This is a genomic window from Nostoc sp. (assembly GCF_036918015.1).
Lineage (GTDB): Bacteria > Cyanobacteriota > Cyanobacteriia > Cyanobacteriales > Nostocaceae > Nostoc.
The window spans coordinates 1-7,082 of the sequence record NZ_JBALEO010000028.1 but is presented as its reverse complement, the minus strand read 5'-3'; the positions used below and the strand labels follow the sequence as shown (position 1 = coordinate 7,082).

Annotated in this window: 8 protein-coding genes; 7 read left to right on the top strand and 1 reads right to left on the bottom strand. The window is 45.0% G+C overall.

Features of this window, described 5'->3' with window-relative positions; genetic code table 11:
- Nucleotides 1–169 precede the first annotated feature (169 nt).
- From V7K61_RS06925 to V7K61_RS06895, 7 genes are all read left to right on the top strand, one after another.
- Nucleotides 170–838, top strand: coding sequence for a dienelactone hydrolase family protein (locus V7K61_RS06925; RefSeq protein ID WP_335052145.1), 669 nt, complete (start codon nucleotides 170–172; stop codon nucleotides 836–838).
- A gap of 100 nt (nucleotides 839–938) precedes the next feature.
- Complete coding sequence (locus V7K61_RS06920) at nucleotides 939–1,559, top strand: GDSL-type esterase/lipase family protein (protein WP_335052143.1); 621 nt, start codon at nucleotides 939–941, stop codon at nucleotides 1,557–1,559.
- Between the two features lie 178 nt (nucleotides 1,560–1,737).
- Nucleotides 1,738–2,736 (top strand): aldo/keto reductase, encoded by a 999-nt coding sequence (locus V7K61_RS06915; RefSeq protein ID WP_335052141.1) that lies wholly within the window; start codon nucleotides 1,738–1,740, stop codon nucleotides 2,734–2,736.
- Between the two features lie 90 nt (nucleotides 2,737–2,826).
- A complete protein-coding gene (locus V7K61_RS06910; RefSeq protein ID WP_442936297.1) occupies nucleotides 2,827–3,882 on the top strand; it encodes an aliphatic sulfonate ABC transporter substrate-binding protein in 1,056 nt (351 codons plus the stop codon).
- Between the two features lie 100 nt (nucleotides 3,883–3,982).
- Nucleotides 3,983–5,848, top strand: coding sequence for an ABC transporter ATP-binding protein (locus V7K61_RS06905; protein ID WP_335052137.1), 1,866 nt, complete (start codon nucleotides 3,983–3,985; stop codon nucleotides 5,846–5,848).
- Nucleotides 5,849–6,212: 364 nt separating this feature from the next.
- Nucleotides 6,213–6,452: a hypothetical protein gene (locus tag V7K61_RS06900; RefSeq protein WP_335052135.1), complete on the top strand. Its 240-nt coding sequence runs from the start codon at nucleotides 6,213–6,215 to the stop codon at nucleotides 6,450–6,452.
- Nucleotides 6,449–6,715: a type II toxin-antitoxin system RelE family toxin gene (locus V7K61_RS06895; protein ID WP_335052133.1), complete on the top strand. Its 267-nt coding sequence runs from the start codon at nucleotides 6,449–6,451 to the stop codon at nucleotides 6,713–6,715. Before V7K61_RS06900 ends, V7K61_RS06895 begins: the two co-directional genes overlap by 4 nt.
- 125 nt (nucleotides 6,716–6,840) lie before the next feature.
- On the opposite strand, the gene V7K61_RS06890 is transcribed toward V7K61_RS06895, so the two are convergent.
- On the bottom strand, nucleotides 6,841–7,082 hold a 242-nt coding region (locus tag V7K61_RS06890), incomplete at its 5' end, for a tetratricopeptide repeat protein (protein WP_335052131.1).

The following is a 7,082-nucleotide window of genomic DNA, read 5'->3' as shown; positions in this document are numbered from 1 at the left end:
ATATGCTGAAATACTCAATTCGCTTGTTACTCCATTACTTGAAGTATAGAGAAATACCTGTGTTTAGTTAATTCATCCCGCATTTATGCAACGCCCAATTTTCTTTCTTGTCTCCTCCCAATTCCCAATCCCCAATCCCCAATCCCCAAATCAATTAGGAGTCAAAACTATGCCTGTTGAACAACGCTCTTACGACACCAACAATGGTTCCTTGCCTTATCTTTTTTCGCCTGTTTCTGACAATGCCAAGCAACCTGCACCCTTAGTAATTTTTCTGCACGGAGGACGCGATCGCGGCACAGATTTGAATGTGTTGCTGAAATGGGGTCTACCTCGTTTTGTAGATTCATCCAACTCCTTACCTTATGTATTTGCTGCACCCCAGATTCCGGCTGAACAGACTTGGGCAGATCGAGCAGATGATGTGCTTGCTTTGCTTGATGAACTGATCGCTTCCCAACCCGTCGATCCAGCGCGGGTAATATTAGCCGGGTTCAGCTTAGGTTCGGCGGGGATCTGGCATATTGCTGCTTTGCATCCCGATCGCTTCGCCGGTCTAGTACCTGTGTCTGGACGTGTACCCAAAACATTAGCAGAAAGCGAACTAGCTGCACTCAAAAACATTCCCGTTCAGATATTCCAAGGTGGACAGGACAAAAATCTGCCGATTGAGGATACAGAGAATTTTGTTGAGCGCTTACGCAAAGTCGGGGGGAAAGTCGATTTCACAGTGCTACCGGAAGGCGATCATTTTATTGCAGATGAAGTATACGGCGATCCGAAGTTGCAGCAGTGGCTAATTTCTCAGAATCGGCGTGAAATTTCTGTAGTTGCTTGAGGTGAAATCTTCAAAAACTAACTTGCAATATTCAGTGGGGTAGGCAGCGTCTTGCCTACCTAACATAACAATATATTAATATCTTCTAGAATGTTGAATTATGTCAGATTCTCGCAAAGAAATCAGAATTTGTTTTATCGGTGAATCCTTTGTCAATGGCACAGGCGATCCAGAGTTTTTGGGTTGGACAGGTAGAGTGTGCCGCAGTGCTGAGTCAAGAGGATACGCTATCACCCATTACAACTTGGGGGTGCGGGCAGAGACGAGTCGGTATCTCAAACAACGTTGGTATTCGGAAGTTTCCTATCGTCTCCCAAAAGAATCCGATGGTCGAGTAGTGTTTTCCTTTGGGGCAAACGATTCAGGATGGGCGGGTAAACAGCAAGGAATCGAACTTTCAGAGTCGATCGCAAATGCTCGCAGTATCTTAAGCCAAGCAAAGCAACTCTATCCAATCTTGATGGTTAGTCCGCCACCCTGCGGTGATGTCGATCAAGAAAAAAGAAATCAAATTCTTGCCAATCTATCAGAGGAATTCGCATTGGTTTGCGATCGACTAGATGTTCCGTATCTCAATGTGTTTTCTCGTTTGGTGAAGTCACCAATCTGGCTAGCAGAAGCAAAAGCTAATGATGGCGCTCACCCAAAAGCAGATGGTTATGCAGAATTTGCTGCGATCGTCCAAAACTGGGAAGGTTGGTTAAATTGGTTCACGCCTTAAAAATGCCGACATCGGGCTAATCATCGCTTAGTCAATGTGTCCTATAGGGTTTTAGTTTTGCGTTAGCGTACCCCTTTGGGGAAGCAAGCTACGCGTAGCATCTCATAGAGAAGCGGGGCGGAACGCACGTTGCATTCTATTTAAAAATATCCACACTTTTTCAATTAACAACATCTTTATGACCTTACCAACTACTAATCTCGGTAAAACTGGATTGACCGTTTCGCGCCTCTGTCTCGGCACTATGACCTTTGGTTTGCAGACTGATGAAGAAACTTCCAGGCACATCCTTGACACCGCAGCCGATGGCGGAATCAACTTTTTAGATACAGCCGACGTTTATCCCCTCGGCGGCGGGCTGGCCACTGCTGGACGCACTGAAGAAATCATTGGGCGCTGGCTGAAAGGCAAACGCGAACATTTTATCTTGGCTACCAAGTGCGTCGGTCGGGTTGGCCCTGCACCTTGGGATCAGGGGGCTTCCCGGAAACATATTTTGGATGCGATCGATGCTTCTCTGCAACGCTTGGGAACCGATTATATCGACCTGTATCAGTTGCACTCCGATGATGCTTCAACCCCCCTTGATGAGACTCTGGAAGCGTTGGATGCAGTGGTTCGTGCTGGCAAGGTGCGCTACATAGGGGTTTCCAACTTCTTAGCCTACCGACTCGCCCGTGCTTTGGGTCGTGCTGAGACGCGCAATCTAACCAAGTTCATCTCAATTCAGCCCCGCTACAACCTGTTATTCCGCGAAATTGAGCGAGAACTATTGCCCCTGGCCAAAGAAGAAGGACTGGGTGTAATTTCTTACAATCCATTAGCGGGTGGTCTACTTACAGGTAAACACAATTTTACTCAAGGCCCCACGTCAGGTACACGTTTTACGCTAGGTGCTGCCGCAGAACGTTATCAAGAACGCTACTGGCGCGATCGCGAATTCAATACTGTCGAAGATTTACGCACAGTCGCGGATCTCGCGGGATTTTCCCTCACCACCTTAGCAGTAGCTTGGGTTTTATCTAATCCCATTATCACTGCCCCCATCATTGGCGCTAGCCGTCCAGAACAACTTGCTGACAACCTCAAGGCGGTAGAACTAAAACTTGACGACAATTTGAAACAAAAGTTAGACGACATAACTGCCGAATACCGAAGAGGAGATTCTCTTCGTTAGGGATTGGGGAAGTTCCGAATAACAAATGACAAATGACAAATGACAACCAGAATTCCTTCAAATCAGAAATATCTCATGGATAAAATAGCTATGATTAAACGCCGCCGTTTTCTTCATGTTGCTACTTCCGGGCTATGTGGATTTTCTATGGCATATCTGTTAGGAAGTTGTAGCGAACAAAGCCAACAATCTTCTTTGACAAACAGTATTAATGCCAATGAAGGTTCCCTTGGGATAAAAACTAAAGTTCTACGCATGGGATATCAGAGTGCGGGGGATCTTTTCCGAAATCGGAAAGTTTTAGAGAAACGTTTAGAGCCGTTAGGCATTAAAGTAGAATGGGCGCAATTTGTCCAAGGGCCCCAACTAATGGAAGGGATGGCTGCGGGAAAAGTTGATGTGGGATCTGTGGGAGAAACACCACCAATTTTTGCACAAGTGGCTGGGTCACAACTTGTTTATGTAGTCGGTACACAAAGAAACCAACGGACAGGGACAAGTAGTGTGATTGCCGTTCCGCCTGAGTCTCCCCTTCAAAAGTTTGAGGATATCAAGGGTCAAGAAGTTTACTTTCAAAAAGGCTCGGCATCGCACTACTTTATTATCAGAGCGTTGCAGTCAATTGGCTTGACGCTCAAAGATATTAAAATCAGAAGTTTGCCGACTATCGAAGCGCGGGCTGCTTTTCTCGAAGGTAAAATTCCAGTTTGGATGACGGGAGATCCACACTATGCGATCGCTCAAAAAATGGGTCGAATTCGAGTCCTTAAAGATTCTGTTGGGCTAGATTCTCCTGGTGCTTATTATATTGCTGACAGAAAGTTTGCCGAGGAAAATCTTGGCTTGCTAAAAATTATCATTGAGGAGCTTAATAAGCTCGACAAGTGGGCAGACGCGAATCGAGGTGAAGTTGCCAAATTGATGATTACTGAACAAAAGCTCGATGCGGATGTGGTAGAAAAGGTGATGTCTCGTCGCACTTTCGTAGGACGCAGAGGACTCAGCCCTGCACTAATTAAAGAACAACAGCGTGTGGCAGATTTGTTTTTTGACGAGGGTGTAATACCAAAGAAAATCAACATTCAAGAAGCGTTACTCCCGCCTGACATTTATGCTGCAATCACACCATCAGAAATTATGGTCTAGTGGAGTACTTCTAAAAGTCTCTAATGCCATCGGACGGCTGATCTAGTCGTCCATTTTTATCTGGTAGAAAAGTTAAAATGATGCTAAGAGATCGACTTTCATGACCAAAAAAGCTAGACAATCCAAATCCTTTCAACGCGCTCCTGATGCACCAGATTTGCCATCAACTCCATTCAGGTTCATTTTGTATTTCGTTAACCAGTTTCGCTGGTGGTATGTATTAATGGTGATCCTGGAGGTAATACATGCAACCTGCGGCATTATGTTGCCTTATGCTATTGGCGAGATCATCCGGGGCGTGACGCGATCTACGGGCGACAGTAAGCCGATTTTTGATGCCATGAAGCAACCCTTGATGTTGTTCATCGGCTTGAGTGTTGGTGAAGTGGTATTCGGGCGATCGGCTGGACTCTTGCAGACGATTCTCCATCCGATCCACCGACAACATATTGTGCGATCGCTATATGCCTATTTACAGCACCATTCACATCGCTACCTAAGCAGCAGTTTTTCTGGGGCATTGGCACATCGGATTAGCGAAACTTCTCTAGGTGTTACCCAGACGATGCAAATGATGATTACTGAATTTATGCCAGTAATTGTTGTGTATACTGTCGCCACGACGATACTGTATCGCGCCTATCCTCCACTGGCTGCACTCGTGGGAATATGGGCAGTTCTCTTCATCAGTATTTCGTTCTGGCTGGCAACTCGCTGCCGATTTTACTCCCGGAAAGCCGCAGCCGCCAGAAGTGAGACAACTGGCATCATTGTAGATACAGTCACAAATCTCACTAGTAGCCGACTATTTGCTCGCTTTGGTTTTGAACGACGTTATTTGAATGAGCAATTAAGGCACGAACTCAAACACGTGAGAGAGTCCAACTGGTACTCTGAGCGAATTCGCTGGTTTCAGTTCATCTCAGCAGCTATTTTGAAAATCAGCACCCTGTATTACTCGCTCTCTCTTTGGAGTCAAGGAGCGATCGCTACTGCTGACTTTGTTGTAGCAACTAGCTTATCACTGTTGATCATTAGTGAAGCCCGAAATTTGAGCCGCCGCTTTCTGGAATTTTTTGAACATGTTGGGAATGTTGCCAATGGTGTTTTCACCATCGTTCAACCCCACGAATTAGTCGATCGCGAGAAGGCGATCGCCCACTCAATCACTCAAGGTAAGATTGAGTTTCGGCGGGTAAATTTCAACTACACAGATGAAAAGAAAGTTTTCAACAATCTTTCTGTAACTATTCAAGCGGGACAGCGTGTTGGACTGGTGGGCTTGTCCGGCTCTGGAAAATCCACCTTTGTCAATCTGATTTTGCGTTTATTCGACCCACAATCTGGACAGATTATCATTGATGGGGTCGATATTCGAGACATGACTCAGGATGCGCTACACGCTCAGATCAGCTTAATTCCCCAAGATCCGTCTCTGTTTCATCGCACTTTGCTAGAAAATATTCGTTATGGACGCTTGGATGCAACCGATGAGGAAGTGATCGAGGCTTCGCGAAAGGCTCATGCTCACGATTTCATCGTCCAAAGCAAGGATGGTTACAATTCTCTGGTGGGCGAACGTGGTGTCAAGTTGTCTGGAGGGCAGAGACAGCGCATTGTGATTGCGCGAGTAATCCTCAAAGATGCGCCGATCCTTATTTTAGATGAAGCCACCTCTAGCCTGGATTCAATCACCGAAAAAGCAATCCAGGATACCCTCGACTTAGCAATGAATGGGAAAACGGTCATTGTGGTAGCTCATCGATTATCTACCATCGTCCATCTCGATAGGATTTTGGTGTTCGACAAAGGTCGGATTATCGAAGATGGTTCTCACACCAAACTGCTGGCACTCGGCGGCGCTTACTACAGATTATGGAAAATGCAAGCAGGTGGATTTTTACCGGAAAATCTCGACGAGGTTCGCACTGGCACAGATAATATCGAAGAGGGAATGATCGCTTGACATTTGCCGCTACTTGAGGTTTATCGAACAGAATTCAGGAGTCAGGAGTCAGAATTCAGCAATGTTTTCTGTGCGAGTGGCGGATAGCGCAGCGTTAGCGAGTCATCGAGCGTCTGAATAACCGGGTTTAAGACCCCCACCAAATCGTAGATTTGGTGGTCATCGAGCGTCTTGATTCTGACTCCTGTTAGCATAGCGGGGCGTAGCCCATTCTGACTTCTGAATTCTTCTTCAATTCTCTCCCCATCTCAAAACCCCAAAACGCGATCGCATTTATAATTAAATTACTGTCTTAGTTATAGCCTCAGTTGAGAGTAAGAAAGACAAATTATAAACATATATTTGCAATAAAAGAGGTCTAGAAATGAAAAGTGAACAGGAACGCGAGCAATTAATTAAAGAGATTAGCATCCTGTTAAATCAAGCTTATGATAGTACTTTAGATGAGATTTACGCACTAATTCAAACAATCGAAGAAGAAGAAGAAGAAGAAGATTTAAAAGCCTATGACAAAGCAAAAAAAGAAGCTAGTTTTGAGAATTCATTGTCATGGGAAGAAGCTAAAAAAGAACTAAAAACAGGAATCGAAAAGGAAGTTGCGTGAGTTATAAAGTTGAAATATTGAGGGGTGCATTGAAGCAACTTAAAAAAATACCGTCAGAACTTCAAGAACGTATACAAATTAAAATTGATGATTTAGCTACAGAACCACGTCCAAATGGGGTCAAAAAGCTAAAAGGGAAAGAAAATGCTTACAGAATTAAAGTAGGTGACTATCGCGTTATCTATGATATTTTCGACGATCTTCTAGTGGTGAATGTTGTGGAAGTCGGACATCGTAAAAATATTTATAAAGATGGAAGTTGAGAAGCAAGAAAAACTTAGAGCGATCACACCTCCACAAACCAAACGCGATCGCCCTTCCCCACAAAACCCAAATGCGTAGACGCAAAGCGGCTTGTCGTTAGACATCGCACATCGCCCAGATCCCTCTACTCCGGTAAACTCTCTAAATTCTCTCGCGTCACCGTAGCCATATATTCATCCTGATACTCAACATATATCTCCAACGCTGTCTGCAAATTAGCCCTAGCTTCCGCGTAATTCTCCTGCACTTGTGCAAGCAATCCTAATACTGCGTAAGTGCTAGCACTCGAATAGCGATCGCCAAATTCGATATATATTTCCAGGGCTTGTTGATAATAATCCTGTGCCTGGTCGTATTCCCGCAACT

What these genes read in the sequence shown, in the direction of transcription:
- V7K61_RS06925 (WP_335052145.1), top strand. Translation starts at nt 170, where the DNA reads ATGCCTGTTGAACAACGCTCTTACGACACCAACAATGGTTCCTTGCCT.
- V7K61_RS06920 (WP_335052143.1), top strand. Translation starts at nt 939, where the DNA reads ATGTCAGATTCTCGCAAAGAAATCAGAATTTGTTTTATCGGTGAATCC.
- V7K61_RS06915 (WP_335052141.1), top strand. Translation starts at nt 1,738, where the DNA reads ATGACCTTACCAACTACTAATCTCGGTAAAACTGGATTGACCGTTTCG.
- V7K61_RS06910 (WP_442936297.1), top strand. Translation starts at nt 2,827, where the DNA reads ATGATTAAACGCCGCCGTTTTCTTCATGTTGCTACTTCCGGGCTATGT.
- V7K61_RS06905 (WP_335052137.1), top strand. Translation starts at nt 3,983, where the DNA reads ATGACCAAAAAAGCTAGACAATCCAAATCCTTTCAACGCGCTCCTGAT.
- V7K61_RS06900 (WP_335052135.1), top strand. Translation starts at nt 6,213, where the DNA reads ATGAAAAGTGAACAGGAACGCGAGCAATTAATTAAAGAGATTAGCATC.